This window comes from Litorihabitans aurantiacus (genome assembly GCF_030161595.1).
Lineage (GTDB): Bacteria > Actinomycetota > Actinomycetes > Actinomycetales > Beutenbergiaceae > Litorihabitans > Litorihabitans aurantiacus.
The window spans coordinates 16,582-43,313 of sequence record NZ_BSUM01000001.1; the positions used below are offsets into that span (position 1 = coordinate 16,582).

The following is a 26,732-nucleotide window of genomic DNA, read 5'->3' on the forward strand; positions in this document are numbered from 1 at the left end:
GAGATCTGGATCACCTCTACGGTGGCTCTGGAATCGATTCCAAGCCATGCCACCGCAGTCATGTCGAGGGGGACCCATGCAGCCACGTCCGCACATCCGTCACGCCGAGGGCCGCCGGCGGGGACCCGTCCCGCGCCGCGCCGTCGCGGTCCTCACCTCGGTCGGTCTCGGCGGCGCCCTGCTCGCCGGGCTGCCCGCCGCCGCGTCCGCCGAGCCCGCGCAGGCGGCCGCACCGGCCGACGCCGCCGCCGCGCAGCCCGCCCCGGAGAACCTCGCCGCCCTCGTGAACCCGTTCGTCGGCACCGAGAGCGAGGGCAACGCCTACCCGGGCGCCACCGTCCCCTTCGGGATGGTGCAGCCGAGCCCGGACAACACCAACAGCTACGCCTCGACGTCGTACTCCTTCGACGCGCGCCGCACGTGGGGCTTCAGCCAGCGGCACGTGAACAGCGCGGGCTGCCCGGCGGCCGGCGAGCTCCTGGTGACCCCGACGACGACGCCGCAGCCGGTCACCGCGCGGCAGTTCATCCCGATCACGGGCGAGGAGAGCGCGGAGGCCGGCTACTACTCGGTCGGGCTCGGCAACCAGGTCACCGCCGAGCTGACGGCGTCCGAGCGCACCGCCGTCCACCGCTACACCTTCCCGGCGACGCAGACCGCCAACCTCTCCTTCAACCTGGGGCAGACGCTGCGGGACGCGGGCGCCAGCTCCTACGCGTGGACCGACGCGCGCACGCTCGAGGGCTGGATCGACAACTCCGGGTTCTGCGGCGGCGGCGCGATGCAGCGCTACTTCTTCAGCCTCGAGCTCGACCGCGACCCGACCTCGCGCGGCGGGTGGAGCGGTTCGGCGACCTACGAGGCCGACCGCGCGCAGGGTGAGGTCGCGGGCGGCCAGAACGGCGCCGCCGTCGTGCTCGACACCCGCGAGGACGCCACGCTCGAGGTCAGCATCGGCGTCTCGTTCGTCGACGTCGAGGGGGCGCGCGCCAACCGCGAGGCCGAGGTCCCGGCCGGCACCACCTTCGACGTCGTGCGCGACGCCGCGCGCGAGCGCTGGAACGAGGCGCTCGGCCGCATCGCCGTCACGGCCTCGCCGCAGGAGCAGCGGGTCTTCTACACCCAGCTCTACAAGACGCTCCTGTCCCCGACCATCGGGAGCGACGTCGACGGCCGCTACCGGGGGATGGACGGCGAGGTCCACACCGCGGACGGCTGGACCTACCACCAGACGTTCTCGCTCTGGGACACCTACCGCACCCAGGCCACGCTGCACGCCCTGATCGAGCCCGAGCGGGCGCAGGACGTCGTGCGCTCCATGTACCGCCACCGCGTCGAGGGCGGGTGGCTGCCGCGCTGGAGCCTCGGGAACGTCGAGACCAACATCATGGCCGGCGACCCCGTCTCGGCGTGGCTGGCCGAGAACTTCACGCTCGGCACGGTGCCCGAGGACATCCACGACGAGCTGTGGGACTTCCTGGTGGAGAACGCGACCACCGCGCCGCCCGAGGGCGTCGCGAGCGTCGGGCGCCAGAGTGCGGAGTTCTACCTCGAGAACGGCCACATCCCCTTCTACCCGGAGACGCAGCCAGGTCTCGGGCAGCAGTTCGAGGAGTACCGCCACGGCGGTTCCTCGAGCATGGAGTTCGCCATCTCCGACGCCGCGATCGGCGCGGCGGCGCAGCGGATGGGCGAGGACGAGACCGCCCGCGAGTTCCTGCGCCGCGGCCAGAGCTGGCAGCGGCTGTGGAACCCCGACGTCGAGCTCACGGGTGGGTTCCGTGGCATGGTCAACGCCGTGCGCCCCGACGGCACCTTCGTCACGACGCCGGAGATCTCACCCGTCCAGCAGACCGGTTTCCACGAGGCCGTGCCGTGGCAGTACCAGTGGATGGCGGGCCAGGACGTCGCCGGCCTGCAGCGCGCGATGGGCGGCACCGAGGCCTTCCTCGACCGCCTCGACACCTACGTGAACCTGCCCGCGCTGCAGAGCAGCCCGGGCGCCCGGCCGTCGTCGTGGGACCCCGGCGGCAGCCGGTACTACCAGAGCCGCGGCTTCAACCCGGGCAACGAGCCGACCATCATGAACCCCTGGCTCTACAGCGCCGCGGGTGAGCCCGAGCACGTCAACGACGTCCTGGCGGCCGCGATGAACCTCTACCCGGACTCCCCGGGCGGCGGCGTCGGCAACGACGACCTCGGCACGCTCTCGGCCTGGTACGTCATGGCCGCGATCGGCGTCCAGCCGGTCGTCCCGGGCTCCGGGATGATGGCGCTCAACGCCCCCGCGTGCAGGAGGCCGTGGTCTCCTTCGGTGACGACTCCGGGCATCTGACCATCGCGGCCGAGGGTGCCACGGAGCGGACCCCGAGCTACATCGCGTCGGTGGCGCTCGACGGCGAGGACCACTCCGCCACCTGGGTCGACGTCGAGGACCTGCGCGCGGCCGGCGACCTGACCTTCGACCTCGTGCAGGACCGCACCACCACCTCCTGGGGGAAGGCGGAGGCCGACCGCCTGCCGAGCGTGGCGTGGCCGGACCGCGTCGCACCCGAGCTCACGACGGTGGAGGTCGCCGCGACCGCCGGCGTCGCGAGCCCCGTGACCCTCGGCTCGCTCGCGCTGACCGACGACCGCCCGGACGCACCGGGCGACGTGCCGGTCGACGAGCTGCTCGCGCGGGACGTCCCCGTCTCGGCGTCGCTCGAGATCGACGGCGCCACCGTCCCGGTCGAGGCGACCGCGACGGACGACGGCACCGCCTGGGAGCTGGCCGCCGTCCTCGATCTCCCGGAGACCGGCACCGTCACCGGGACGCTGACGGTGGCACCCGCCGGGGAGCGCCCCCGGTTCGCGCCGGAGCCGTTCGCGCCCGTGACCGCCGAGGTGACGGTGCAGGTGCGGCAGGTGCCGCTCGAGTTCGTCGACGTCGCCCCCGACCAGCAGTTCGCCGCGGACATCGCGTGGCTCGCGGAGCGTGGCATCACCACCGGGTGGGAGAACCCCGACGGCACCCGCGAGTTCCGCCCGCTGACACCGATCGCGCGCGACGCGATGGCGGCGTTCCTGTACCGCCTCGCCGGGCGCCCGGAGGTCGCGCTGCCCCCGGCCTCGCCCTTCACCGACGTGACGCCGGAGAACCAGTTCTACACGGAGATCGTGTGGCTCTCGCAGGCCGGCATCTCGACCGGGTGGGGATCCGGGGACGGCACGGCGGAGTTCCGCCCGCTGGAGCCGATCGGCCGCGACGCGATGGCGGCGTTCCTGTACCGGATGGCGCAGGAGCCCGACACCACGCCGCCGGCGGTCTCACCGTTCACGGACGTGACGCCGCAGACGCAGTTCTACCGGGAGATCACGTGGCTGCACGGGACGGAGATCGCGACCGGCTGGGTCGGCAACGACGGCACCGCGCTGTACCGTCCGACGTCGCCGATCAACCGCGACGCCATGGCGGCGTTCCTGCACCGCTTCGACGAGCGGGAGCAGCGGTGAGCGCGGCGGTGGCGACGCGAGCCGTCCGGCGCGCGCGGCGGGCGCGTCTCGCCGTCGCCCCAATCGCGGCGCTCGCGGTGGGGGCGACGCTCGCGCTCGTCCCGACCGGGGCGGCGACGGCGGAGCCGGCGCCCGAGAACCCGTCGGCGCTGGTGAACACCTTCATCGGCAGCCGCGGGGAGGGCAACACCTTCCCGGGCGCGACCGCCCCGTTCGGGATGACGCAGGTCAGCCCGACGACGGCGTGGTTCTCCGGCTACGCCTACGACGACCCGACGATCTACGGCTTCAGCACGCAGAACCTCTCGGGCGCGGGCTGCTGGGAGCAGGGCGGCGTGCTGCCGATCCAGCCGACCACCGGGTCGGTCGGCCCCGGCGCGACGTTCGACACCGGGGACGCCGCGACCTTCGACTACCGCAGCTACGGCTCGGGCTACACGCACGAGGGCGAGGTCGGCGAGGCCGGGTACTACCGGACGATGCTGACCTCGTTCGGCGGGATCGACGTCGAGACCACCGCCACGACGCGCGTCGGGCTGCAGCGCTACACGTTCCCGGCCACCCCCGAGGCGAACCTCTTCCTCAACGTCGGGCAGGCCAACGGCGTCGCCGGCCGCGCCGACGCGCAGATGAAGATCCGGTCGTCCTCCATCGAGATCGGTGACGACGGCGTGATCACGGGCGAGGCGGAGGCGCAGGGCTTCTGCTCCGGCCAGGGCTACACCTACACGCAGTACTTCGCGCTGCGCGTGGACGGCGACGTCACCGGCTCCGGCACGTGGGACGCCCGGGGCGCACAGGCCGGCCGCCCCGCCGTCGCGAACGACGCGCAGGGTCTGGCGGGCGCCTGGCTCACGCTCGACACGACGACCGACCGCACGGTCCAGGTCTCGACGGCGATCTCCTACACCTCGGTCGAGGGGGCGCGGCGCAACCTCGCGGCCGAGGGTGAGACCGCCGACGGCGCGCTGGTGCCGTTCGACGAGGTCCGCGAGCGGACGCAGGCCGACTGGGACGCGGAGCTGAGCCGCATCCGGGTGCACGGCGGCTCCGACGACGACCGGACCGTCTTCTACACGGCGCTCTACCACGCGCTCACGCAGCCCTCGATCGGCACGGACGTCGACGGCCGTTACGTCGGCCTCGACGGTCGCGAGCACGTGGCCGACGGCTGGGAGTACTACCAGTACTTCTCGCTGTGGGACACCTACCGCACGCAGAACCAGCTGCTCGCGGCGTTCTGGCCCGAGCGGGCGCGCGACCTCGGGCGATCGGTCCTGGCGATCGACGCCCAGGCGGGCTGGCTGCCCCGCTGGTCCTACGCCAGCTACGAGACCAACACCATGACGGGTGACCCGGCCGGGCCCTACCTCGCGGACCTGTGGCGCTACGGCGCGATCGACGCCGAGGGCGACCCGGGCGCCGTCGTGCTCCCCGCCGCCGAGACGCTGGCCGGTGAGGACGTGGCGCTCGACGCCGCCACCGCCTACGCGGCGATGGTGAGGAACGCGACCGAGCTGCCGCCGGCGGACTCGCAGTTCGCGGGCCGCTCGGGCAACGCGAGCTTCATCGCCGACGGGTTCATCCGGCACGAGCCGGGCGTGGCCAAGAAGGGGATGTCGGACGACCGGCAGCGCGCCGGGTCGGCCACCCTCGAGTACGCGGTGGGCGAGTGCGCCGTCGCCGTCGTGGCCGACGACCTCGGGATCGAGGCGGACGCGCGCCGGCACGCCGACCGGGCCGGGAACTGGCGGAACGTCTGGGACCCGAGCGTCACGCACGGGGGCTTCACCGGCTTCCCGCGCGCCCGGGTCTCGCCGACGCAGTGGAGCCCGTCCGCCCCGGAGGCCTCGGGCTCGGACTCCAACGGCTTCGAGGAGGGCACGCCGTGGCAGTACCAGTTCTCCACGATGCAGGACCCCGAGGGGTTCGCGGCGCAGGTCGGCGGGCGTGAGCAGGCGCTGGAGCGCCTCGACACGTTCTTCGAGACGCCCGGGATCCTCGACGGCAGCGACGGCTGGCTCACGCACGCGCGCTCGAGCTGGGTGACCGGGGCGCTGGACTACTCCGGCTCGAAGTACAACCCCAACAACGAGCCCGACCTGCACGCGCCGCTGTACTACTCCTACCTCGGCGAGCCCGCGAAGGCCTCCGCCGTGGTGCGCACCGCGCAGCGCCTGTTCACCAACGGCCCGGCCGGGGTCACGGGCAACGACGACCTCGGCACGATGTCGGCCTGGTACGTGCTGACGTCGCTCGGCCTCTACCCGGGGCTGCCCGGCACGGGCGAGCTGCTCGTGACGAGCCCGCGGTTCGAGCGCATCGAGATCACGCTGCCGGACGCCCCCGACCTCGTGATCGTGGCCGACGGCGCCTCGGGGGACGAGCTGCAGATGGTCGACGGCGTCTCGCTGGGGGGCGACGCCGTCACGCGCAGCCACCTGACCATCGAGGAGGTGCTCGCCGGCGGTGAGGTGCGCGTCGACCTCACGTCGGAGACCACCTCGCCGTGGGGCACGGGACCGGGCGACGCGCCCGTGTCTCGCTGCTCGACCGTGGCGCAGCTGCGGGCCGCCGAGGGCCGGGTCGTGGGCGTCGAGGGGCTGACCGGGGCGGTCGGCACCCTGACCGGTGCGGAGGCGGCCGTGCCGGCCGATGCCACGGCGCGGCTGGACTGGGAGGACGGGACGAGCACCGCCGTCGCGATCGGCGACGGTCTCGCGCGTCCGCTCGAGGTCACGACGCCGGTCCTCGCCGGGCCGGGGGAGCGGCGCGGCGAGCTCGTGGTGACGCGTGCCGACGGCGGTGAGATCGCTCGCACACCGTTCGCGTACACGGTCTCGCTGGTCTCGCCGTTCAGCGACGTGGCCACCGGTGACCAGTTCGCGAGCGACATCATCTGGGCGCACGACCGGGGCATCACGCGCGGGTGGGCGGAGTCGGACGGCACGGCGACCTACCGGCCGCTCGCCCCGATCGCGCGCGACGTGATGGCCGCGTTCCTCTTCCGCCTCGCGGACGAGAGCGACTACGTGGAGCCCGCGGTGTCGCCGTTCGTCGACGTCGCCACGACCGACCAGTTCTACCGGGAGATCGCGTGGCTCGCCGAGCGCGGGATCTCGACCGGGTGGGAGCGGGCCGACGGCGCGCGCGAGTTCCGGCCGCTCGAGCCGATCGCCCGCGACGCGATGGCGGCGTTCCTGTACCGGCTCGCCGGCTCGAGCGGGGACGACGGGGACGGCGGGGGCGACGCCGCAGGGGTCTCGCCGTTCGTCGACGTCGCGGTCACGGACCGGTTCGCCACCGAGATGATCTGGCTGCACGACACCGGCATCGCGACCGGCTGGGAGGGCAACGACGGCACCCGGCGGTACGAGCCGCTGCGCCCGATCGCCCGCGACGCGATGGCCGCGTTCCTGCACCGTTTCGACGAGCGGGAGCGTGACTGACCCGTCGTAGGTTTTGTCGGACTGTCGACCTAGTGTGGCGCTCGGAGCGGGGTCCCGGATCGGGACCCCGCTCCGACGGCGCCGCCCGCCCCGGTGCCGCTCGACGATCGGAGCCACCGTGTCCCTCACCATCCCCTCGCGCCGCGGGTTCCTCCTCGGGCTCGGCGCCGTCGCCGTCCCGGTGGTCCTGGCCGGCTGCGGGTTCACGCAGCAGTCCTCGCCGTCGGGCCGCACCGACACCCTGACCTTCACCACCTGGGGCACCGACGCCGAGCTCGCCGGCTTCCGCGCCGCGATCGCGGCGTTCGAGGAGGCCAACCCGGGCTCGACCGTCGAGCTCAACGCCGTCCCGTACGAGCAGATGTTCACCAACATCGACGCCCAGCTGCAGGCCGGGAACCCGCCGGACATCTTCCGCGTGCCGTACTACACGTTCGGCGCGTACGCCGGCCGCGGTCAGCTGCTCGACCTGTCCCCGCACCTCACCTCCGGCCGCCAGGACGCGTTCACGCCCCAGGCGTGGGCGGCGGTCCAGAACGGGGAGGGCACCTACGGTCTGCCGCACCACACCGACACCTCCGCGATCCTCGTCAACCGCGACCTCATGACCGCCGCCGGCGTCACCGAGATCCCGGAGCGGATCGAGGACGCGTGGACGTGGGAGGAGCTGGCGGCCATCGGCGACCGCCTGAAGGCGGGGCTGCCCGCCGGCACGAGCCCGTGGGCCTACAACTGGCAGGGCAACGGCGTCACGCGCTGGCTCAGCCTGCTGTTCCAGGCCGACGGCGCGTTCCTCGACGCCGACCAGGTCACGCCGCTGATCGACTCCGACGCCGGCCGCGCCGCCGTCGAGTTCTCCTCCTCGTTCTTCTCCTCGGGCTACGTGCCCGCCAACAACACGATCGCCTCCTCCAGCTACGCGAGCGAGTCGTGGTTCTCGCAGTCGGTCGCGATGGTCTGGTCGGGGGCGTTCCAGCTGCCCGACGCGCAGGACACCGCCTCGTTCGACTGGACCGCCACCTACGCGCCCCGCGGCGTGCGCGGCGGCGGCGACTTCGGCGGCAACGCGCTCGTGGCGACGGCGGACACCGCCCAGCCCGAGCTCGCCGCGGCGTTCCTCGAGTTCGTCACCGACGCCGACCCGATGCGCGACTTCTGCCGCGCCGCGTCGCTGCTGCCCACGCGGGGCGATCTCCTCAACGACGATCTCGAGTTCGACGTGCGCAGTGAACTCGCCCCGATCTTCGCGGCGCAGGCCGGGGTCGTGCAGGCGCAGGACGTGGCGCAGGTCGCGAGCCCGTCGATGTCGGCCATCATCCCGGTGCTCAAGGAGCAGCTCGACCTCGCCTTCGCCGGGTCGCAGGACGCGGCGACGACGGTGGCGAACCTCAGCAGCGGGATCGCGGCCGCCACCGGTGCCTGAGGCGACCGCGACGGGCGTGCCGACCACCGCCGTCGCGTCCGCACCGGCGCCGGTGCGATCCCGCGCCCGGCGCCCCGGCGCCCGTGCCGAGGCGCTCGCGGCCTACGGCTTCCTGACGCCGAGCTACGTGCTGCTCGGCATCTTCGTGCTGCTCCCGCTCGCCGGTGCGCTGCTCGTCAGCCTGCAGCGGACCGACGGGTTCGGCACGGGGGAGTTCGTCGGCCTCGCGAACTACTCGCGGCTGCTGGGGGACGCGCTGTTCTGGCGCTCGCTCGGCAACACCGTGCTGTTCACCGCGATCGTCACCCCGGCCTCGATGCTGCTGGGTCTGCTGATCGCGGTGCTGCTCAACACGGCGCTGCCCGCACGGGGGATCTTCCGCTCGCTCATCATCCTGCCGATGGCGGTCTCGGGAGTGGCGACCGGCCTCATCGGGGTCCTCGTGTTCGACCAGAACTCCGGCATCCTCAACCGCCTGCTCGGCACGGTCGGGATCGACCCGATCACGTGGCAGTCCGACGCCGTGCCCGCCTTCGTGACGATCGTGGTGGCCACCGTGTGGTGGCGCACGGGGTTCACCATGCTCATCTACCTCGCGGGGCTGCAGGGCATCGGGCCCGACCTTTACGAGGCCGCGCGCCTCGACGGCGCGAACGCGGTGCAGCGGTTCCGCAACGTGACCGTTCCCCTGCTGGGGCCCACCACGTTCTTCCTCGGCGTCCTCAACGTCATCTACTCCTTCCAGGTGTTCGACATCGTGTTCGTCCTCACCGGTGGCGGGCCGGCCGGGGCGACGTCGGTCCTGGTGACCTACGCCTACGAGACCGGGTTCGTCACGCGCGACCAGGGCTACGCCGCGGCGATCGGCTTCGTGCTGCTGCTGTTCGCGATGATGTTCGCCGCCGCGCAGTGGCGCGCGAGCCGGACCCGGGAGGTGACCGAGTGAACGCCCGGCGCGGGATCGTGTGGCGGACGGTGGTGATCGCCGTCGTCGGACTCGTGACGATCTCCCCGCTGTACTGGATGCTGGCGGTCGCGTTCTCCACGCGGGCGGAGCTGCTGGGGGCGGGGCGCTGCGGCTGTGGCCGCGCGAGGTGACGCTGGAGAACTTCGAGCGCGTCTTCTCCTCGTTCCCGGTGGCGACCTGGTTCAGCAACTCCGTCGCGATCTCGCTCGTGGTGATGGTGCTGTCGGTCAGCACGAGCCTGCTCGCCGGGTATGCGTTCTCGCACCTGCGCTTCCGCGGGTCGACGGCGCTGTTCTTCGTCGCGCTCGCCACGATCGTGCTCCCGGTGCAGGTGATCATGGTCGGCCTGTTCCGGATCATCACCGAGACGAACCTCTACGGCACGTACTGGGCCGTGATCCTGCCGACGACGGCGAACGCGTTCGGCCTGTTCCTGGCCCGCCAGTTCCTCCAGGGCATCCCGCGCGAGCTGATCGAGGCGGCGCGGCTCGACGGCGCGGGTCACCTCACGACGTTCGTGCGGATCGTGCTGCCGCTCGCCCGGCCGCTGATCGCGGTGCTCGCGTTCATGAGCCTGCTGTCCTCGTGGAACGACTTCGCCTGGCCGCTGATCGCGCTGCGCGAGAACCGGCTGTTCACCCTGCCGATCGGACTGCTCTACCTGCAGGGGCAGGCGAACAGCGACTACGGCGCCACGATGGCGTTCGCGCTGGTCAACATCGTCCCGATCGCGCTGGTCTTCCTGCTGTTCCAGCGCTACTTCATCGCGGGGTTCGCGCGCAGCGGCATCCGCTGAGGATGGTTCGGCGGGCGCCTCAGCGGCCCTGGCGGTCGTGCTTGACCCGACGGCGCAGCTGACCGATCCGCAGCGCACCGACCACGAGGACCACGAGACCCACGCCGATCCCGGCGATCAGGCAGACGACGGCGAGCGGCGCCGTCCCGGTCGCGCCCAGGAAGTTGACCTCGACCATCTCGGTGTTCTGCAGCAGAAAGATCACCAGGGCGATCAGCACGAGCACGCCGACGATGAGGCCCACCCAGACCGAGGCGGTCCGGGTGTGCAGGGCGTCGTCGGTGCGCTTGCCGGCCGCGGGGCGTCCGTCCCGGCCGCCCTTGCCGGTCGGCTTGGCCGAAGTCTTGTCGCTGCCGGCTCCCGGGGCGGTCGTGCCCGCGCCCGTGCGGGGCGAGGACGTCGTACCCGACGGCGTGGTGCCCGGGGTCCCGGTCGATCGCGGCGACGGTTCGACGTCGGGTGCCGCGACCGTGGGCGGGAGCGGCGTGCGGTCGGGCTGCGGCTGCGGGCTGGTGGGGGTCGTCATACCGGCGAACCTACGCCTGCCCGCGACCGCCGTACAGGTTCCTGCTCGCGGGCGCGTCAGCCCGCCAGCGCGCGGACCTTCTCCAGGAGTGGCCCGGCCGCCTCGTCCAGGAAGCGCTGCTGGGCGACGTCGCCGATCTGGACGAGCGCGACGTCGGTGAAACCCGCCTCGAGGAACGGGACCACGCTCGCCGCGAGCTCGTCGAGGTCCGGTCCGCACGCGATGCTGTGCGCGACGTCCTCGGGTCGCACGAACTGGGTCGCCCCCGCGAAGCCCGCCGGCGTCGGCAGGTCGGCGTTCACGCTCCAGCCGCCCGCGAACCAGCGGAACTGCTCGTGCGCGCGCTCGATCGCGACGTCGCGGTCGGGGTCCCAGCTGATCGGCACCTGGCCGATCTTGCGGGAGGCGCCGCCGGGGTGGCGCGCGTCCCAGTCGGCGACGAGCTCGGCGTCGGGCTCGACGGCCACGAGGTGGTCGCCCAGGGGCGCGAAGCGCTCCACGGACTGCTCGCCCGAGACCGCCAGGGCGATCGGGACACCGCCGTCGGGCACGTCCCAGACCCGGGCCGAGTCGACGCGGAAGTGGTCGCCCTCCCAGGTCACGAGCTCGCCGGTGTGCAGCTCGCGGATGATCGTCACGGCCTCCTCGAGCATGTCCTGGCGCTCGTGCACCGAGGGCCACCCGTCGCCGACCACGTGCTCGTTCAGGCTCTCGCCCGAACCGAGACCGAGGGTGAAGCGGCCCTCGCTCAGCAGCTGCAGGGTCGCGGCCTTCTGCGCCACGACGGCGGGGTGGTACCGGATCGTCGGGCACGTCACGTACGTCATGAGCTCGACGCGCTCGGTCGCCTGCGCGACGGCGCCGAGCACCGTCCACGCGTAGGGCGCGTGGCCCTGGCTCGTGAGCCAGGGGGAGTAGTGGTCGCTGGAGACCTCGAAGTCGAAGCCGATCCGCTCGGCGGCGGTGGCGTAGCGGACCAGGTCGAGCGGACCGCTCTGCTCGGTCATGAGGGTGTAGCCGAATCGTGCGGACATCGTCGTCTCCTGACGTCGTGGTGCCGGCTGGCCTGATTCTCCACCCTCCGGCGGGGCGGCGGGGATGTCCAGGACGGCGATGGTCAGGAGCGCGTGGGCGGGGAGAGACTGGGGCATGCGCAGCATCCACGTCAGCAGGGTCGTCGCCGCCTCGGCCGAGGAGGTCTACGCGGTCGCGTCCGATCCGGACCGCCTCCCGGCATGGGCGTCGGGCCTGGCGAGCGCCGACGTCGTGCGCGAGGGCGACCTTCTGCATGTGGCCTCCCCGATGGGAAAGGTCACGGTGCGCTTCGTTTCACGCAACGACCTGGGGGTGCTCGACCACGACGTGACGCTGCCGGACGGCACGGTCGTCACGAACCCGATGCGGGTCGTGGCGCACCCCGACGGCGCCGAGGTCCTGTTCACGGTGCGCCAGCTCGCGATGTCCGACGCCGAGCTCGAGCGGGACGCGGGAGTCGTCGCGGCGGACCTCGAGCGGCTCGCCGCGCTCGTGGAGCGGCGCGCCTGAGCGACGCCCCACCGGAGCGCGACGGCGAGAGGCCCCGCCGGCTAGCTGCCGGCGGGGCCTCTCGCGTGCGGGTGGTGCTCAGTCGCCCTGCGACTGCTCCGCCCGGCGGCGTCGCGTGACGACGACGCCGGTGCCCGCGGCCACGAGGAGCGCCGCGGCGGCGAGGCCCCACATCACGTCCGCACCCGTGATCGCGAGCGGCGGTCGCGGGGGAGCGGGCGCCACCGGCGGGGACGACGGCGACGGCGGGGTGGGCGTCGGCGTCGGCGTCGGCGTCGGGGTGGGGGTGGGCGTCGGGCTCGGGGGAGCGTCGGGTGCCGGCGGCACCTCGTGCTCGGTCGAGACCGGGGGCGGGGTGAGCGGCGGGACCGGCCGGTCCGGGTTCTCCGGATCGATCGGGGGCTGGGCCACGCCCGTGACCGTGTTGGTCAGGACGGTGGCGGCGGCGACGTCCGCGTTCACGGTGACCGAGTAGGTCAGGGTGACCTCCTGGTCGACGGCGAGCGCGCCGGTCCAGGTGAGCGTGGTCCCGTCGAGGGTGACGGTGCCCGCCTCCGCGCCGCCGATGGTGGCGACGGCGTCGCCGTCGTAGGTGGCGGCGTTCAGGACGGCGGCCATGTCGTCGGTCAGGGTGACCGGGTCGAGCACGGTGGCGCCGGTGTTGGTGCCCGTGACGGTGTAGGTGATCGTGTCACCGGCTCGGACGGTGGAGCCGCTGGCCGGGTCGGAGGTCTTGGTGATCTCGAAGCCGGGCACGGGGTGCTCGGTGGTGACCGGGGGCGGGGTGATCGGCGGCACCGGGTTGTCCGGGTCCTCCGGGTCGCCCGGGGGCTGCGCCTCTCCCGTGACGCTGTTGGTCAGGACGGTGCCGGCGGCGACGTCGTCGTTCACGGTGACCGAGTAGGTCAGGGTGACGCTCTGGTCGACGGCGAGGGCGCCGGTCCAGGTGAGGGTGGTCCCGTCGAGGGCGACGGTTCCGGTCTCGGTGTCACCGACGAGGGCGACGGCGTCGCCGTTGTAGGCGGCGGCGTCCAGCACGGCGGCCATGTCGTCGGTCAGCGTGACCGGGTCCAGGACCGTGGCGCCGGTGTTGGTGCCGGTGACGGTGTAGGTGATGGTGTCGCCGCCGTTGACGGTCGAGCCGGAGGCCGGGCTGGAGGTCTTGGTGATCTCGAAGCCGGGCACGGGGTGCTCGGTGCTGACCGGGGGCGGGGTGATCGGCGGGACCGGGTTGTCCGGGTCCTCCGGGTCACCCGGGGGCTGGGCCGAGCCCTCGACCGCGTTCACCAGGATCGTGCCGGCCGCGACGTCCTCGTTCACGGTGACCGTGTAGGTCAGGGTGACGGACTCGCCGACGGCGAGGGCGCCGGTCCACGTGAGCGTGGTGCCGGTGAGCTCCGGGGCGTCGCCGGTCGAGGCCGTCGGTGCGCCCGTGAGGGTCGCGCCGGTGAGCACGTCGGACAGGTCGTCCGTGATCACGACCGGGTCGAGCTCGGTGGCGCCGGTGTTGGTGCCGGTGACGGTGTACGTGATGGTGTCGCCACCCTGCACCGTGGAGCCGGTGGTCGGGTTCGAGGTCTTGGTGATCTCGAAGCCGGGCACGGGGTGCTGCGTGGTGACGGGGGGCGGGGTGATCGGCGGGACCGGGTTGTCCGGGTCCTCCGGGTCGCCGGGGGCTGCGCGGAGCCCTGGACCGTGTTGGTCAGGATCGTGCCGGCCGCGACGTCCTCGTTCACGGTGACCGTGTAGGTCAGGGTGACGGACTCGCCGACGGCGAGGGCGCCGGTCCACGTGAGCGTGGTGCCGGTGAGCTCCGGGGCGTCGCCGGTCGAGGCCGTCGGTGCGCCCGTGAGGGTCGCGCCGGTGAGCACGTCGGACAGGTCGTCCGTGATCACGACCGGGTCGAGCGCGGTGGCGCCGGTGTTGGTGCCGGTCACCGTGTACGTGATGGTGTCGCCGGCGTCGACGGTCGAGCCGGAGACCGGGCTGGAGGCCTTGGTGATCTCGAAGCCGGGCACGGGGTGCTCGGTGGTGACGGGGGCGGGGTGATCGGGGGCACCGGGTTGTCCGGGTCCTCCGGGTCCCCCGGGGCTGCGCCACACCGGTGACCGTGTTGGTCAGGATCGTGCCGGCCGCGACGTCCTCGTTCACGGTGACCGTGTAGGTCAGGGTGACGGACTCGCCGACCGCGAGCGACCCGGTCCAGCTCAGCGTGGTCCCGTCGAGCTCGACGGTTCCGGCCTCGGTGTCGCCGACGAGGGCGACGACGTCGCCGTTGTACGCGGCGGCGTCGAGCACGTCGGAGAGGTCGTCGGTCAGCGTGACCGGGTCCAGGATCGTGGCGCCGGTGTTGGTGCCGGTGACGGTGTAGGTGATCGTGTCACCGCCCTCGACGAGGGTGCCGGAGGCGGGGTCGGACGCCTTCGCGACGGTGAAACCGGGCACCGGGTGCTCGGTCGAGACCGGGGGCGGGGTGATCGGGGGCACCGGGTTGTCCGGGTCCTCCGGGTCCCCCGGGGCTGCGCCACACCGGTGACCGTGTTGGTCAGGATCGTGCCGGCCGCGACGTCGTCGTCCACCGTGACCGTGTAGGTCAGGGTGACGGACTCGTCGACGGCGAGCGATCCGGTCCAGGTCAGCGTCGTCCCGGCCAGGACCGGGGCGTCGCCGAGCGAGGCGGTCGGTGCGCCCGTGAGGGTGGCACCCGTCAGCACGGCGGAGAGGTCGTCGGTGAGGGTGACCGGGTCCAGGACCGTGGCGCCGGTGTTCGTGCCGGTCACGGTGTACGTGATCGTGTCGCCCGCCCGGACCGTGGAACCGGTGGTGGGGTCCGAGGACTTGGTGACCTCGAAGCCCGGCACGGGGTGCTCGGTCGAGACCGGCGGCGGTGTGAGGGGCGGAACCGGTCGGTCCGGGTCCTCCGGGTCGACCGGCGGCTGCGCGGAGCCGGTGACCGTGTTGGTCAGGACGGTCCCGGCGGCGACGTCGTCGTCCACCGTGACCGTGTAGGTGAGCGTGACGGACCCGCCGACGGCGAGAGCGCCCGTCCAGGTCAGCGTCGTGCCCGCGAGCGTGGGGGCGTCGCCCACCGTCGCCGTCGGGGTACCCGTGAGCTCGGCGTCGGACAGCACCGCGGAGAGGTCGTCCGTGATGGTGACCGGGTCGAGCACGGTCGCCCCGGTGTTGGTGCCCGTCACGGTGTACGTGATCGTGTCGCCACCGTTCACCGTGGACCCCGAGGCGGGGTCGGCCGTCTTCGTCAGCTCGAAGCCGGGCACGGGGTGCTGCGTCGAGACCGGGGGCGGCGTGAGCGGCGGGACGGGTCCCGGCGGCTGCGCCGAACCGTTGACGGTGTTGGTCAGGATCGTGGCGGCCGCGACGTCGTCGTCCACCGTGACCGTGTACGTCAGGGTGACGGACTGGCCGACGGCGAGCGCACCCGTCCAGTTGAGGGTCGTCCCGTCCAGGGTCGGTGCGTCACCGACGGTCGCGGCGGGGGTGCCGGTCGGCGTCGCGCCGACCAGCACGTCGGACAGGTCGTCGGTGATCGTGACCGGGTCGAGCGCGGTGGCGCCGGTGTTGGTGCCGGTCACGGTGTAGGTGATGGTGTCGCCCGCCTGGACGGTCGAGCCGGACGGCGGGCTCGCGGTCTTCGCGAGCTCGAAGCCGGGGACCGGGTGCTCGGTCGTGACCGGTGGCGGCGTGATCGGGGGCCGACCGGCGGTGTGCCGGAGCCCTGCGCCACGTTGGCGACCACCGTGCCGGGGGCGACGTCGTCGTCCAGCGTCACGGTGTAGGTGAGCGAGACCGACGTGCCGGGGGCGAGCGTGCCGTTCCAGGCCAGGGACGTCCCCGTGAGGACGGGCGCGGCCCCGGCGGACGCGGTGGGTCCGGCGGTGATCGTGGCGTGCTCGAGCACGCCCGAGAGGTCGTCCGTGAGCGAGACGGGGTCGAGCGTCGTGTTGCCCGTGTTGCTGCCCGTCACCGTGTAGGTGATGGTGTCGCCGCCGCGGACGCTGGTGCCGGAGGCGGGGTCGGCGGTCTTGGTGACCTCGAAGCCCGGGGCGGGCGTCAGGAGGTTGTAGACCGTGCAGCTCACCTGCACGTCACGGGCGCCGACCACCGAGAAGCCGGGGGTGGTCGCCGTCCCGGCGTTGGTCACCGGCACCTGCGCACCGGACTCGTCGAGGCAGACGGCGTTGGCCCCGTCCACCGGCACGAGCTCGTAGCCCGGCTGCTGGGTCTCGAGGATCTGCACGGCACCGGAGTCGGCCGGGCTGACGAAGTTGAGGCCGAACGTGACGCGACCGTCACCGCCCTCCTGCGTCGTCACGGTCGTGGGGTCGGTGACCTGCGTACCGGGCGCCGTCGAGGAGCCCGTGAACTCCCAGCCGGCGGGGGCGGGGGTCGCCTGGTCGATCGTGCCGCCCTGCGGGACGATCATCTTGCGCACCTCGATGCTGCCCTGGCAGTCGCCCTGCGCGAGCGCCTCGAGCGCGGCGGCCGCCTGGTCGAAGTCCGAGAAACGCAGGTAGTCGGTGCCGCGGGTCGTGCCCGAGATGGCACGCAGGTTGAGCTCGCTGTTGGCGGTGAGACCCGGCCCGACGCCGACGGCCAGCACCATGGCGCCGGTGGCCTTCACCGCGTTGGCGGACGCGATGCCGCCGTCGATGTCCTGGTAGCTGTTGTACGTGCTCGAGCTCGAGGGCGGGTTGGGTCCGACCATGGTCGGGTTACCGTCCGTCAGCAGCACGACCAGGTCGTAGTCCGTCGCCGCGGACGCCGCCTCGAAGAAGCCACGTCCCCAGTTCGTCCCGCCCTGCGACTGCCATCCCGCGTACTGGGCCTTGGCAGTCGCGGCCTCCGCCTCGGTGGTGACGCGGAGCGGGGCGGGGTGGTTGCTCGCGAGGGTTCCCGGGCTGGTGGTCGAGAAGGAGAAGAAGGACATCCGCGTGGGCGTCCCGCGGAACCCGTCGACGAAGGCGTCCATCGCGGCCTTCGCATCGGCGATCCCGCCCGGGCCGAGCGAGCCCGAGGTGTCGGTCACGACGGCGACGTCGATGCCGCACTGGCGCGCAGGCGTCGGGTTGACGCGCGACTGGCTCCACACGCCGGTGGTACGGCCGATGTTCGAGCGCTCCTGGCCCTCCGCGCTCGCATCGGTCCGGTTCCGCATGAAGCCGCGATCGCCCTCGTTCGCGTCGGTCCACGACGCGTCCGGCAGGAGAGGGTCGGTCGAGCGGTAGGTGGCACCGGCACGCAGCTCCGTCCCGGTCCGGAAGCGGTAGCCCCACGCGAACTCCGGGGTTGCGAGGAATCCGCCGAGACGGACGGTCGGGTTGCTGTAGTAGTTCGCGGGCGAGGCCCCGACCTGCTGCACCCAGAACCGCGTGTCCTGGGGCACGCCGGTGGCAGACGGTGCCCCGGGGCGGATCGGGATGACGAAGTTGCAGTCACCGTCGGCGTCCGAGGTGCAGCGGCTCCACGCCCAGCTCGGGTCGTACGCCGGGCCGGGGGTCCCCTGCGTCGGTGCCGTCAGCGAGCCGGCGTTGGGGGTCCCGGCTCCGAACAGAGCCAGCGTCACCCCGGGTAGGCCGGCCACCGAGGTGTCGGGCTGGCGGTCGCCGCCCACACGGACGGAGATGACCGCGCTCCCGGCAGGCGGAACCGGGACGGACATCGGGCTCACCGCGCCGTCGGTGTCGGACGGTGCGCTCGTGGCGGCCGGAACGTCCGCGGGCGTCGGCGCGCCGGAGCGGGCGGCATCCGTCGACGGCGCGGCCGCGTCGGGCGCGACGGCGTCCGAGCCGGTGTCGTCCGAGCCGGTGTCGGACGTGGCGGCGCCGGACGATGTGGTGCCGGTGGCCGGTGCGTCCGCGGGCGCACCCGTGGAGCCGTCACCGGGGGCGGTGGCCGCGTCCGGGGAGGACGCCGACGCGGGCGTCGGCGAGGAACCGTCCGTCGGTGCGGCGGCCGGTGCCGTGGTGGTGCCGGCGACCTGCGGCTCGGCGACGGCGGGGGCCACTCCCGCGAGGAGCGGGAATGCGATCAGCGCTGCGGACAACGCACCGCCGAGGCGACGCCTCCTCGTCCTGACAATGTCGTCGCGCACCGGGCGTACTGCTCGTCCCACGTTCCCCACCACCATTTCCGACCGGGCCCCCGAGCCCGACGCATCGTCGTCGACAGCAGTCGCGCGGGACGGCACCCGCGCGTCGGAACACCGCCTCGCCGCCGATGGCGTCGAGACGTGAGCCTGGTCGTGGCTCGGTGGATCCCCCTGCCGGACGCCGGGTGCGAGCCCGGCGTTGGCAGCACAGTAGTGCCTGGTTTTCGCACCCCGCTCGGGTAGGGAATCGGGTGATCGACCGAACCTCAAGAATTCATGCAGGTGCTGTGGAAGTGAGCGTTCACTTCCTGAGCTAATCTCGAATCGACGTGAGTTTAAACGTAAGGGAATATCAGGCTCGCGCTTGTTCCAGCACAGGGCGCGATGAGCTGATGAAGCGTCTCGGCGATCGTGGTAGCGCTGTTGGGCGTGGTGTCGGGCGATCGAGCGTTCGGCCGCCGACGGAGACACTCAGGGTTCTCTGAGGTTCCGCCTAAGGATCGTGTGATCCCCCTCACGGGTGCCTCGCCCGGTCGTGTGCAGGGAACGCAGAAGCCCCGCCAGCCGTGGGCTGGCGGGGCTTCCGCGTCGCTGTCTCAACGAGCGCGCCCGGAGGGACTCGAACCCCCAACCTTCTGATCCGTAGTCAGATGCTCTATCCATTGAGCTACGGGCGCGTGGCCCTGAGGCCGGAAAAGAGCATACCCCGCGACGGCGCGCGTGGGAAATCGGCTGGGTCCCGGGCCTCAGGGCGGGTCTCGAGACCCGTCAGGCCTCGCGCTGCGGGTGCACGCCCTCGGCGATCTCCTCCACCAGCTTGTCGTTGAACGCGGGCAGGTCCTTCGGCGTCCGGCTGGAGACGAGCCCCTGGTCGCAGACCACCTCCTCGTCGACCCAGGTCGCACCGGCGTTCGTCAGATCAGTGCGCAGGGTCGGGAAGGAGGTGATCGTGCGGCCGCGCAGGACGTCGGCGTCGGCCAGGATCCACGCGCCGTGGCAGATGACCCCGACCGGCTTCGCGGCGGTCACGAGCGCCTTCACGAGCGCGACGGCGTCGGCGTCGAGCCGGATGTCGTCGCTGTTCACCACGCCGCCCGGCAGCACCAGGGCGTCGTAGTCGCCGGCGTCGGCCTCCGCCGTCGTGACCCCCACCTCGGCCTCGCCGCCGTTCTTGCCGGTGATCGTGCCCGCCTCGGTCGAGACGAGCACCGCCGTCGCGCCGCTGGAGGTGACGGCGGTCCAGGGGTCGAAGAGCTCGGAGTCCTCGAAGCCGTTCGTGGCGACGAACGCCACGCGCTTGCCGGTGAGATCAGTCATGTTCTTCTCCTTCTCGTGTGTGCGTGCGTGTGTCGGTGCGCTCAGAAGACCGGTCGGCCGCCGGTCACGCCGAGCACCGTCCCGCTCACGTAGGACGCCTCGTCGCTCGCGAGGTACACGAACGCGGAGGCGACCTCGACGGGCTGCCCGGGGCGGCCGAGCGGGGTGTCGGCGCCGAAGCCGTCGACCTTCTCGGCGTCGAACGTCGCGGGGATGAGCGGGGTCCAGATCGGACCGGGGGCGACGGCGTTGACGCGGATGCCCCGCGGCCCCAGCTCCTCGGCCAGGTTCACCACGAGGTTGTTCAGCGCGGCCTTGGTGGAGGCGTAGTCGAGCAGCGGGCCCGAGGGCTGGTAGGCCTGGATCGACGTCGTGACGATGATCGACGAGCCGGCGCCGAGGTGCGGCGAGGCGGCCTTGACCAGCCAGAACGTCGCGAACACGTTGGTCTCGTAGACCTGACGCAGCTGGTCGTCGGGGAAGTCCTCGATCCCGCCGGGCCGCGCCATCTGGTAGGCGGCGTTGGAGATCACGACGTCGAGCCCGCCGAGCGCCTCGACGGTCGTGGCGACGAGGTCGATGTTGGCCTGCTCGGTGCGCTGATCGGTGGGCACGAGCACGCAGGTGCCGCCGGCGGCCTCGACCGCGGCGCGGGTGGCCTCGGCGTCGTCGGACTCCTGCGGCAGGTAGGCGATGGCGACGGCGGCCCCCTCGTGGGCGAAGGTGATCGCGACGGCGCGGCCGATGCCGGAGTCGCCCCCGGTCACGAGGACACGCTTGCCGGTCAGGCGGTCGCGACCCTTCCAGCCGGTCTCACCGTGGTCGGGCGCCGGCGTCATGTCGGCGACGGTGCCGGGCCACTCCTGGGTCTGGCCGGGCAGGTGGGTGGGGCGGTCGGGGGTCGTGGTCACGTGTGCTCCCGGTGGTTCGGCAGTGGTTCGGCAGTGGTTCGGCGGCGGAACGGGGCCGGAACGGCGACGGCGCCGGTCGCGACGGGTGTCGCGGCCGGCGCCGTGCGCTCGGGTGGATCTACTTGAAGGCGTCCTTGACGCTGTCCGCGGCCTTGCCGAGGGCGTCCTTGGCCTTCTCGGCCGCGCCCTGCGCGCCGCCCTTGGCCTGGTCGGCGCGACCCTCGGCCTCGAGCTGCTCGTTGCCGGTGGCCTGACCTGCGGTCTTCTTCAGCGCGCCGCCGGTCTCGGTGGCCTTCGCGTCCAGCTTGTCGTCGAGTCCCATGGGTCTCTCCTTCGGTCGGGTAGGACTACGGTAGGCACGTCACCGCCACCCTGACCAGGATCTTGTCGACGGCCGGCTCAGGGGTCGTTGCGCGTCACGGGGATGCCGAGGATCGTGAACGGCTTCGGGGCGATGGCGTCGTCGGGCGGGCCGGCGTCGCGCGGGCGCGGCCGCGGGCCGACCCAGACCCGCCAGCTGCCCTCGAGGCGGAACACCTCGCCGTCGGCCTCGACCCGCGCCCCGCGCGCCGCGACGATCTGCTCGCTGATCGAGGTGTGGTGCGAGGCGGGCACGAATCCGACGTTGCGGTTGTGCCAGGCGATCACGACGGCGCCGCCCGTCTCGGCGTGCAGCGTGAACCGGGCGGGCAGCTCCTGCGCGGCGCCGCGGGCCCGCCCCGACCCGGCGCTCGTCTCCAGGGCGGGCTGGTGCGCCGTCGTCTCGATCGCGAGGAAGCCCTCGCCGACGTCGGCGAGGACGGGGCTGCGCCGCCACCGGACCACGTCACTCGCCCCGCTGCGCGAGCGCCTCGTCGACGGCGGGCCACACGGCCTCCGCGAGCGCCGCCTGCCCCAGGGGCGAGGGGTGGAAGTGGTCGACGTCGGAGAGCCACGCCGGCGTCAGGGCGACGGCGGCCACCGCGCCGTCGTCGGTGCGGCACGCGGGGTGCTGCTGGCACGTGGCGGTGGCGGCCTCGTCGAGCTCGACCAGGCGCTGGGCGGCAGCGGCGCGGGCGGTGTCGTCACCGCCCAGGACGGTCGCGCACAGCCCGTTGTCCCAGACCGCGCGCGCCTCGGGGTCGTCGTTCGCGGCGTCCCACACCGACGTGACGGCCGGGATGCTCGCGAGCACGACGGCGGCGTCCGGCGCGCGGGTGGCGAGGTCGCTCAGCAGGGCGTCGAGCTGGGCGGTGTAGTCCGCCGTGCTCGTCATGGCCGCGACGTCGGGAGCACACACATCGTTGGCGCCGAGCAGCACGGTGACGAGGTCGACGTCGGCGGCTCCGGGGGCACCCGGTGCCTCGAACGCGGCGTCGACGAGCGGCCGCGCGTCGGCCATGCGTGCACCCTCGCGCGCGGCGGGGACGGCCGTGACGGCCCAGCCCGCCTCGCCCAGCCGGGTGTCGAGCGAGTCGATCGCGGGGTCGGTCCCGATCGCCCACGAGGCACCCTGGCACACGAACACCGCGGCGCAGGAGGCGAAGCCGGTGGTCAGGCTGTCACCGACGGCGAGGTGGACGAGCGGTTCGCCCGTGGCGGTCGCGGCGGTCGCAGGTCCACCGGGCTCCGCCGCGCCGCCGGTGGTCGTCGGGTCGCTCGAGGTCGGTGAGGTCGGTGAGGTCTCCGGGGTGGCGGTCCCGGGCGTCGACGGACCCGGCGCGGGGCCTCACCGCCGCAGCCGGCGACGAGGGCGAGGAGGGCCGCAGCGGTGCCGGCGGCGAGGGGGCGGCCGACTCGTGCGGGGCGGCGTCGGAGGGTCACGGGGTCACGGTAGTGCGCGAGGGGTTCTTCCGCACCGGATCGTCGTCGACCCGCGTGACCGGAGATGAGATGGAGGCTGGCCCGTCGGCAGGGGGCGGTCGACGGGCCAGCTGTGCACAACTGTAGCGCCCCGGAGCCGGGGTGGTAGACCGATCGGGGTGGTTTCGGCCCTCGGGACCGCTTTCTTGATCGAATCGTGATGAACGTTCACATGCATGGACCGCCGCGGGCCCGCGCACCCGGGTCCCCGGTCGCTACGATCGGCCCCATGACGACCCCTCCGCCCGCACCGCCGCCCGCGGGCGGTCCGTCGCACCTCGTGCGGCGCGGGCTGCGCTCGGTGTGGACGTGGGCCGCGGTGGCGGGTCTCGTGGCCGTGACGTCCGGGGCCTGGGCCGCCGGAGGGTTCGCCCAGGTGCCCGAGGAGGGTCTGCCCCGCGTCCCGGCCGACGCCCGCGTCGCGCTCGGCCCCTACGACGTCGCCATCGAGGGCTGGTCGATCTCGCGCGAGTACGACCCGAGTCTGCTCGAGATCGTCGACGGCGACGCCTGGCTCGTCATCGGTGCGGACCTCACCGGGGCCCCGCCGCGATCGACCACCTACAAGTCGGACTCGATCGAGGTGAGCAGCCTCGAGCCGACCGCCTACCCCCGTGCGGTCTCTCCCGTGGACGGGAGCTACGTCTCCTACATCCACCCCGGTGTGACGACGCCGGCGCTCATCCTCATCCCGGTCACGGAGGAGGACGCGCGCACGCTGGAGAGCCTCAGCACCCTGCCCGTGCTCCTGACGTCCTACACCTACACGCAGCACGTCCTGTCGGGCGAGGAGACCTGGTTGCGGCCGCAGCCCCGCGCCACCGCGCAGGTCCCGCGCGTCGACTCGATCGTCCCCGAGGTCGAGCCCGAGGACGACCGGTGAGCCGCTACAGCCTCGGTGCGACGGCGACCGGCGGGGTCCTCCTGGTCGCCGCGCTCGGCCTCGGGGTGCACGAGGCGAACCGCCCGGTCGTCCCCACGGTCGCGACGACGGTGCGCGGCGACGTCGGCGAGGAGGTCGCCGTCGGGGGCACCGTGGTCGAGGTGGGGCGGGCGCGGTCCGCGCCGCTCATCGAGGTGCCCGAGTCCTACGGCGACGAGGTGCTCGAGTACGAGAGCGCGGGGCGCTTCCTCGTGGTGCGCGTCGCCTACTCGGGCAAGCGCGAGCCCGACCTCGTCCGAACCCTCGCCTGGCGCGGTGCCAACGGCGCGGAGTACGCCCCGAGCGACGTCTTCGACGCGGGCTACACCGAGGCGCAGCCGGGCGAGTGGTGGCACCTCGACGTCATCTTCGAGATGCCGGCGGACGCGGCCGAGAGCGGCACGCTGCGCGTGCTCCCCGAGGGTTCCGACTGGGCGCTGCCCATGGAGATCGGCGAGGTGCGGGTGGACGAGGTCGAGCAGGTCGAGGAGATCGCCGCCGTGCTGCTGACGGCGGGGCGGGGATGACCCTCTCGGTGCGCGGCGCGATCGCCGGAGCGGTGTCCGTGCTGGCGGTGGCCGGCATGCTCGCGAGCGTCGGCTACCGCGAGGCCTCGCGCTGGAGCGGGTCGCACCCGGTCGCGCCGGCCTCCGCCGAGGTCGGCGGTGAGGCGAGGACGCGCGGTGTGACGATCGGGTTCCGCGGCATCGAGGAGGTCGATCGTCTGAACGGCAGCTACGGCGACCCGTTCCTGCCGCCGGACGGCTGGCAGCTCTGGGAGGCGGACTTCACCGTGGACGGTGCTCCGCCGTCGGACGACGGCGGCTTCGGCGTCGACCTCGTGGTGCTCGCCGACGACGGCGCGACCTACACCCGGTCGCGGCTGATCAGCACGAGCGTCGAGCCCGAGGGCGGGTGGCTCGGGTCCATCTTCCTCGTGGACGGTTCGCGCTCGGACGTCGTGCTGCTGCCCGACGGTGTCGAGCCGCGGTCGGTGCGCGTGGTGCCGACCGACACCCCTCGCCGCTACTGGTCCTTCGACTTGTGAGGTAGCCGCAGGATGCTCGGCAGGCCGAGCCGCCGCATCGTCAGCTCGGTGCCGGCGGCCACCAGCGCGAGCGTCAGCACCTGGACGAGCACCGTCCCGACGGCGGCGACGAGCGGGTAGATCGCCCGCCAGTCGTTGGCGGCGACGGTCGGCAGGAGCAGGTCGGCCAGCCACCACACGAGGTAGTCCGCCTGCGCGAGGATCGTGAACAGGATGCAGAACACGCCGATCGGGAGCCACCCGCGGGCGAGCACGAGACCGGCGGCGCCGCCGAGCGGACCCCACCGGCTCGTGGGCCGCACGAGCGATGACCAGGAGCGCTGCAGGCGCGCGACGTCGGTGAGGGCGTCGGCGGCGCGGGGTACCGCCACCCGGCTGCCCAGGCTCGCCGTGACCTCCGCCGCGCGGGAGGCGAGCGCCGCCGTCGCCCCGCGGCGCGTGCCGTAGAGGACCGTGCCGAACGCGAGCCACCCGGCCGGCACGAGCACACCGGCGACGGCGAACTCCACCAGGGTTCCGACGACGCCGCCGACGGCGCCGATCGCCGGCGCGACCTGCGGCCAGTCGAGCCTGGCCCAGGCGTCGCTGACGGCGTGCACCGCGCTGCGGCTGCTCCACCAGTTCCGCAGCGCGTTGCCGACGGCGACGGCGGCGAGCACCGACAGCACGAGCCACACGAGCTCGGAGTAGGTCACGACGACGCGCAGCGCCCCGGTGCCGATCGTGGCGCCGCGGCCGCGCGTGCGGTGCTGCTCGCGCGCGATCTCGTCGCGGCGCTCCTGGCGGTCGAGGAAGGCGGCGCCGAGGCTGCGCAGCACGAGCGCCACGACGAGGATGCCGAGCACAGAAACCGACAGCACCTCGGGGATGCGGTCGAGGGCGGAAGGGGCGTCGTCGTTGAACGCCGACTCGTAGACCGCCTCCATCGTCGTCTCGTAGAGGTAGACCCGGCGGTCCTCGGTCAGCTGCCCGTTCTGCTCGTACAGCACGAGGTAGAGCAGCAGGGCGCTCGCGAACGTCGCCAGCGCGCTCGCGGCGCTGCGCTGCGTGGCGTCGGTGAGGCGGCCCATGAGCACGAGCATCCCGACGGCGGTGACGAACGCGGCGCCCGGCACGAGCGCGAACACGAGGATGCCCGCCGTCGCGCTGCCGCGGGAGGCGATGACCGCGAGCACCGAGATCCAGTGCGCGGCGATGATGCCGAGCGCCGCGATCCCGGTGAGCACGAGCGAGTACCGGCGCAGGAGCCGCCCCGTGATCGTCAGGAGGCTGAGGGCCTCCTGCCCGACGGCGCGCCAGGCGACCGACGCCGTGATGCGCGGGCCGGGGGACGAGGACGGCGACGTGGTGGGCTCCGTCGTGCGCGCCGTCGTGCTGGTCGGCACCGGCCGGGCGGGCGGCGTCGTCACAGCCGGTCGCTGATCCAGGAGGTCACCGCGCGCTCGTAGTCGGTGCGCGCGGCCGGGGCCGACAGGGCGAGGTCGTGCAGACCGCCGGGCACGGTGCGCAGCGTGACGTCGTCACCCAGGCGCGCGACGGCGTCCCACATGTGCTTCACGTCGAGCAGGACGTCGCTGGAGCGCACCTGGGCCGGGGTGACGGCGGTCCCGCCGGCGCCGCCCGAGCGGCTCGAGGTGCACATGAGGACGGGGACGCGGATGTCGAGACCCTCGGCCACGCGACGCTGCGCGCGGCGGATCGCGCTGAGCCAGGAGGCGCGCACGGGGAAGCCCTCGATCGGCTTCCACGCGAGGTCGAAGTCCCACTCGCCGCCGGTGCTGGCGTGGATGGACGAGCCGTAGGTCCCCGAGAGGCGGGAGATGACGGCGTCGGGATCGCGCCAGGCGGCGACGGCGGCGACCGTGCCGCTGAGGCTGCGGCGCAGCGGGGTGTCGTTGATGTCGTACCAGGGGCTGTTGAGCACCACGGCCTGCAGCGCGCGCGGGTGGTGGTGCGCGAACAGCGTGGCGATCAGGCCGCCCGTCGAGTGGCCGAGCAGCACGACCTGGCGGTGGCCCTCGGCGCGGACGACGGCGAGCGCCGCGAGGATCTCCTCGTCGTACTCCGCGAGGTCGCGCACGAGGCCGGGGACCTGACCCTCGCGCAGCGAGCGCCCGTAGCGACGCAGGTCGAGCGCGTAGACGTCCTGGCCGCCCGCGGCCAGCGTGCGCGCGTGCTCGGCCTGGAAGAAGTAGTCGGAGAAGCCGTGGACGTAGAGGATCGCGCGCTCGTGCGTCGGCTCGCCGAGCCGGACGAGGGTCGCGACGGCGCCGTCGCCGTCGTCGCCCAGCTCGATGGTGCGCGCCACGAAGTCGCCGCCCAGCACGTCCGGCGCCCACGCCGTCGTCACCTCATGCATGACCCGGAGCCTAGTGCGTCCCC

23 protein-coding genes, 1 tRNA gene and 2 pseudogenes are annotated in these 26,732 nt (G+C 73.2%); 11 read left to right on the plus strand and 15 right to left on the minus strand.

Annotated elements, in window-relative coordinates; translation table 11 throughout:
* Positions 1-76: 76 nt before the first annotated feature.
* From QQK22_RS00105 to QQK22_RS00135, 7 genes are all read left to right on the plus strand, one after another.
* Positions 77-2,335, plus strand: a complete 2,259-nt coding sequence (locus QQK22_RS00105) for a GH92 family glycosyl hydrolase (protein ID WP_284248447.1) — start codon at positions 77-79, stop codon at positions 2,333-2,335.
* Complete coding sequence (locus QQK22_RS00110; protein ID WP_284248448.1) at positions 2,290-3,495, plus strand: S-layer homology domain-containing protein; 1,206 nt, start codon at positions 2,290-2,292, stop codon at positions 3,493-3,495. Before QQK22_RS00105 ends, QQK22_RS00110 begins: the two co-directional genes overlap by 46 nt.
* A complete protein-coding gene (locus tag QQK22_RS00115; RefSeq protein ID WP_284248449.1) occupies positions 3,492-6,944 on the plus strand; it encodes a GH92 family glycosyl hydrolase in 3,453 nt (1,150 codons plus the stop codon). The genes QQK22_RS00110 and QQK22_RS00115 overlap by 4 nt, the downstream gene beginning before the upstream one ends.
* Positions 6,945-7,062: 118 nt before the next feature.
* Complete coding sequence (locus QQK22_RS00120; protein WP_284248450.1) at positions 7,063-8,367, plus strand: ABC transporter substrate-binding protein; 1,305 nt, start codon at positions 7,063-7,065, stop codon at positions 8,365-8,367.
* Positions 8,360-9,313: a carbohydrate ABC transporter permease gene (locus tag QQK22_RS00125; protein ID WP_284248452.1), complete on the plus strand. Its 954-nt coding sequence runs from the start codon at positions 8,360-8,362 to the stop codon at positions 9,311-9,313. The genes QQK22_RS00120 and QQK22_RS00125 overlap by 8 nt, the downstream gene beginning before the upstream one ends.
* Positions 9,310-9,465, plus strand: a complete 156-nt coding sequence (locus QQK22_RS00130; RefSeq protein ID WP_284248455.1) for a hypothetical protein — start codon at positions 9,310-9,312, stop codon at positions 9,463-9,465. Before QQK22_RS00125 ends, QQK22_RS00130 begins: the two co-directional genes overlap by 4 nt.
* Entirely contained in the window at positions 9,462-10,130 is a 669-nt protein-coding gene (locus QQK22_RS00135) for a carbohydrate ABC transporter permease (RefSeq protein ID WP_284248457.1), read from the plus strand. Before QQK22_RS00130 ends, QQK22_RS00135 begins: the two co-directional genes overlap by 4 nt.
* A gap of 19 nt (positions 10,131-10,149) precedes the next feature.
* Here QQK22_RS00135 and QQK22_RS00140 read toward each other — a convergent pair whose 3' ends face one another.
* Both QQK22_RS00140 and QQK22_RS00145 read right to left on the minus strand, forming a co-directional pair.
* On the minus strand, positions 10,150-10,656 hold the full coding sequence (locus tag QQK22_RS00140) for a LapA family protein (RefSeq protein ID WP_284248458.1): 507 nt from the start codon (positions 10,654-10,656) through the stop codon (positions 10,150-10,152).
* A gap of 56 nt (positions 10,657-10,712) precedes the next feature.
* Positions 10,713-11,690 (minus strand): LLM class F420-dependent oxidoreductase, encoded by a 978-nt coding sequence (locus QQK22_RS00145; protein ID WP_284252436.1) that lies wholly within the window; start codon positions 11,688-11,690, stop codon positions 10,713-10,715.
* A 115-nt stretch (positions 11,691-11,805) separates the two neighbouring features.
* Between QQK22_RS00145 and QQK22_RS00150 the strand changes: the two genes are divergently transcribed.
* Entirely contained in the window at positions 11,806-12,201 is a 396-nt protein-coding gene (locus tag QQK22_RS00150) for an SRPBCC family protein (protein WP_284248460.1), read from the plus strand.
* A 78-nt stretch (positions 12,202-12,279) separates the two neighbouring features.
* Here the strand turns inward: QQK22_RS00150 and QQK22_RS00155 are convergent, their stop codons facing one another.
* The 11 genes and pseudogenes from QQK22_RS00155 to QQK22_RS00200 all read right to left on the minus strand — a co-directional run.
* The gene (locus QQK22_RS00155) at positions 12,280-13,752 is read right to left on the minus strand and encodes an isopeptide-forming domain-containing fimbrial protein (protein ID WP_284252438.1); all 1,473 of its coding nucleotides are present in this window, start codon (positions 13,750-13,752) and stop codon (positions 12,280-12,282) included.
* The gene (locus QQK22_RS00160) at positions 13,677-14,219 is read right to left on the minus strand and encodes an isopeptide-forming domain-containing fimbrial protein (RefSeq protein ID WP_284248462.1); all 543 of its coding nucleotides are present in this window, start codon (positions 14,217-14,219) and stop codon (positions 13,677-13,679) included. The genes QQK22_RS00155 and QQK22_RS00160 overlap by 76 nt, the downstream gene beginning before the upstream one ends.
* A gap of 133 nt (positions 14,220-14,352) precedes the next feature.
* Positions 14,353-14,577, minus strand: a pseudogene (locus QQK22_RS19090) (DUF7927 domain-containing protein); the annotation flags it as partial.
* Positions 14,517-15,908 (minus strand): DUF7927 domain-containing protein, encoded by a 1,392-nt coding sequence (locus tag QQK22_RS00165; RefSeq protein ID WP_431310174.1) that lies wholly within the window; start codon positions 15,906-15,908, stop codon positions 14,517-14,519. The pseudogene QQK22_RS19090 and the gene QQK22_RS00165, both read right to left, overlap by 61 nt.
* Positions 15,791-18,265, minus strand: coding sequence for a DUF7927 domain-containing protein (locus tag QQK22_RS00170; protein WP_284248464.1), 2,475 nt, complete (start codon positions 18,263-18,265; stop codon positions 15,791-15,793). Before QQK22_RS00170 ends, QQK22_RS00165 begins: the two co-directional genes overlap by 118 nt.
* A gap of 649 nt (positions 18,266-18,914) precedes the next feature.
* Positions 18,915-18,987 (minus strand) — tRNA-Arg (locus QQK22_RS00175).
* A 91-nt stretch (positions 18,988-19,078) separates the two neighbouring features.
* Entirely contained in the window at positions 19,079-19,627 is a 549-nt protein-coding gene (locus QQK22_RS00180) for a type 1 glutamine amidotransferase domain-containing protein (RefSeq protein WP_284248466.1), read from the minus strand.
* 41 nt (positions 19,628-19,668) lie between these two features.
* On the minus strand, positions 19,669-20,466 hold the full coding sequence (locus QQK22_RS00185; RefSeq protein WP_284252443.1) for an SDR family oxidoreductase: 798 nt from the start codon (positions 20,464-20,466) through the stop codon (positions 19,669-19,671).
* Positions 20,467-20,656: 190 nt separating this feature from the next.
* Positions 20,657-20,860: a CsbD family protein gene (locus QQK22_RS00190; protein WP_284248469.1), complete on the minus strand. Its 204-nt coding sequence runs from the start codon at positions 20,858-20,860 to the stop codon at positions 20,657-20,659.
* Between the two features lie 77 nt (positions 20,861-20,937).
* On the minus strand, positions 20,938-21,363 hold the full coding sequence (locus QQK22_RS00195) for a hypothetical protein (protein ID WP_284248471.1): 426 nt from the start codon (positions 21,361-21,363) through the stop codon (positions 20,938-20,940).
* A 1-nt stretch (position 21,364) separates the two neighbouring features.
* Positions 21,365-22,081, minus strand: a pseudogene (locus QQK22_RS00200) (SGNH/GDSL hydrolase family protein); the annotation flags it as partial.
* A 528-nt stretch (positions 22,082-22,609) separates the two neighbouring features.
* Here QQK22_RS00200 and QQK22_RS00205 point away from each other — a divergent pair.
* The 3 genes from QQK22_RS00205 to QQK22_RS00215 are packed head-to-tail and all read left to right on the plus strand — an operon-like array spanning position 22,610 to position 24,350.
* Positions 22,610-23,263, plus strand: coding sequence for a hypothetical protein (locus tag QQK22_RS00205; protein WP_284248473.1), 654 nt, complete (start codon positions 22,610-22,612; stop codon positions 23,261-23,263).
* Positions 23,260-23,829 (plus strand): hypothetical protein, encoded by a 570-nt coding sequence (locus tag QQK22_RS00210; RefSeq protein WP_284248475.1) that lies wholly within the window; start codon positions 23,260-23,262, stop codon positions 23,827-23,829. The genes QQK22_RS00205 and QQK22_RS00210 overlap by 4 nt, the downstream gene beginning before the upstream one ends.
* The gene (locus QQK22_RS00215; protein ID WP_284248477.1) at positions 23,826-24,350 is read left to right on the plus strand and encodes a hypothetical protein; all 525 of its coding nucleotides are present in this window, start codon (positions 23,826-23,828) and stop codon (positions 24,348-24,350) included. Before QQK22_RS00210 ends, QQK22_RS00215 begins: the two co-directional genes overlap by 4 nt.
* Here the strand turns inward: QQK22_RS00215 and QQK22_RS00220 are convergent.
* The gene (locus tag QQK22_RS00220) at positions 24,329-25,759 is read right to left on the minus strand and encodes a hypothetical protein (protein WP_284248479.1); all 1,431 of its coding nucleotides are present in this window, start codon (positions 25,757-25,759) and stop codon (positions 24,329-24,331) included. The two genes, QQK22_RS00215 and QQK22_RS00220, sit on opposite strands and share 22 nt — an antisense overlap.
* Positions 25,756-26,709, minus strand: a complete 954-nt coding sequence (locus QQK22_RS00225; RefSeq protein ID WP_284248480.1) for an alpha/beta hydrolase — start codon at positions 26,707-26,709, stop codon at positions 25,756-25,758. Before QQK22_RS00225 ends, QQK22_RS00220 begins: the two co-directional genes overlap by 4 nt.
* Between the last annotated feature and the right edge of the window lie 23 nt (positions 26,710-26,732).